At 62.0% G+C, this 2,208-nt stretch carries 2 protein-coding genes; both read right to left on the minus strand.

What is annotated here, in order from left to right; genetic code table 11:
* Positions 1 to 103: 103 nt before the first annotated feature.
* A complete protein-coding gene (dnaJ, locus tag C0V97_RS16555) occupies positions 104 to 1,252 on the minus strand; it encodes a molecular chaperone DnaJ (RefSeq protein WP_127099650.1) in 1,149 nt (382 codons plus the stop codon).
* Between the two features lie 194 nt (positions 1,253 to 1,446).
* On the minus strand, positions 1,447 to 2,208 hold a 762-nt coding region (locus tag C0V97_RS16560), incomplete at its 5' end, for an Hsp70 family protein (protein WP_148114956.1).

Below are 2,208 nucleotides of genomic sequence, written 5' to 3' on the forward strand. Positions count from 1 at the left end.
TGTGCTCTTCCGATCTCGAGATCGAGGCGGGAAGCCACGACTTCCTCGGCGCAGAGTGCGCCCAGACGGCCCGTTATGCCCGCGATGCCGATACGCATGGGTGTTACTTTCCTTCGAAGAAGTCCCGGACCTTGGCGAAGAAGCCGGTATGTTCCGGATTGGCCTTTTCCTGATCCTGTGTCTCGCCCGCCTCCGCCTCGAACTCTTCCAGCAATTCGCGCTGGCGTGGGCTCAGATGATGCGGGGTTTCGACGGCGACCTGAATATACATGTCACCGCGCGCGCTCGAGCGCAGAACCGAGAAGCCCTTGCCGCGCAGTCGGAAGTTCTCGCCCGATTGCGTCCCGGCAGGGATCTTCACCTTGGCGCGGCTGCCATCGATAACAGGAACCTCAATCTCGGTGCCGAGCGCAGCCTGCGTCATGCGCAGCGGCACGCGGCAATAGATATTGGCCCCGTCACGCTGGAAGATGTCGCTGCCGCCCACCGCAACATGCACGTAGAGATCGCCTGGCTGTACGCCACTGCCACCAGCCTCGCCTTCACCTGTCAGACGGATGCGCGTGCCGTCCTCGACACCGGCCGGAATGGCGATATCGAGCGAGCGCGTCTGCTCTGTCGTGCCAGCGCCCTTGCAGCTCTGGCAGGGGTTTCGCACCACCTTGCCCGAGCCCTTGCAGGTGGGGCAGGGACGCTCGACCAGAAAAAAGCCCTGCTGGGCCCGCACAGCGCCTGCGCCGTGACAGGTGGGGCAGGTGGCGTCGGAAGGATTGCTGTCGGCCGAACCCGTGCCATGACAGCTCTCGCAGGTCACGCGCGTGCGGATTTCGACCGGCTTCTTGACTCCGGCATAGGCTTCGCTCAGCGAGATCTCGACCTGAACCTGAATGTCGTTGCCCGTTCGACGGCGACCGCCCCCGCCGCGACGACCGCCCATCATGTCGCCGAACATCTCGAAGATATCGTCGAGACCTCCGCCGCCAAAGCCACCGAAGCCGCCGCCCATACCGCCCATGCCCCCGTTTTCGAAGGCGGCATGACCGAAGCGGTCATAGGCAGCGCGTTTCTGTTCGTCTTTCAGAACATCATAGGCTTCGTTGATTTCCTTGAACTTGTGCTCGGCTGTTTCATCGCCCGGATTACGATCGGGATGAAAGCGCATGGCCTGCTTGCGGTAGGCTTTTTTCAGCTCATCGGCGGAGGCCGTGCGGGAGACTTCGAGAACGGCGTAGAAATCGATCTTGGTGGCCATGGGAGTCCATCCTGGTGTCGAGAGGCAGCGGATCAGGGCTCTGCAAGGCAGAGGGGCGATCTAGACGGGGGCAGGCTATCCAGATCATACAAAACGCAATCCGAATGCCGAAACGCCCGCCCTCCCGAGGGAAGGACGGGCGCTGCGAGAAACAAGCCTTCAGGGAGAGGTGGCTACCCCTCCCATCCGGGTGATCAGTGCTTCTTGTTGTCGTCCACGTCCTCGAAATCGGCATCGACGACGTTTTCATCCTTGGCAGCATGAGCCTCGCCACCAGCGGCGCCCTCTTCTGCCTGACCGGCGGCGTAGACAGCCTGACCGATCTTCATGGCCGACTGCGTCAGACGCTCGGTAGCGGATTTCAGCGCCTCGACGTCCGTGCCGTTCATGGCCTCGCGCACGGCAGCCACAGCGGACTCGGCTTCAGCCTTGTCTGCAGCAGGTACCTTGTCACCAGCTTCCGTCAGCGACTTCTCGGTCTGATGGATCAGGGCCTCGGCGTTGTTGCGCTGCTCGACCAGTTCGCGCTTGGCCTTGTCTGCCGTGGCATTGGCCTCGGCTTCCTTGACCATGCGGTCGATATCGGCATCGTTCAGACCACCAGAAGCCTGGATCTTGATCTGCTGTTCCTTGTTGGTCGCCTTGTCCTTGGCCGACACATTGACGATGCCGTTGGCGTCGATGTCGAAGGTGACTTCGATCTGCGGCACGCCACGCGGGGCCGGGGCAATCCCGGTGAGGTCGAAATTACCGAGCAGCTTGTTGTCTGCCGCCATTTCGCGCTCGCCCTGATAGACCTTGATGGTCACGGCGTTCTGGTTGTCTTCTGCCGTCGAGAAGGTCTGGCTCTTCTTGGTCGGGATCGTCGTGTTGCGATCGATCAGACGGGTGAAGACACCGCCCAGCGTCTCGATGCCCAGCGAGAGCGGGGTCACGTCGAGCAGCAGAACGTCCTT

The organism is Asaia sp. W19 (genome assembly GCF_003994335.1).
GTDB lineage: Bacteria > Pseudomonadota > Alphaproteobacteria > Acetobacterales > Acetobacteraceae > Asaia.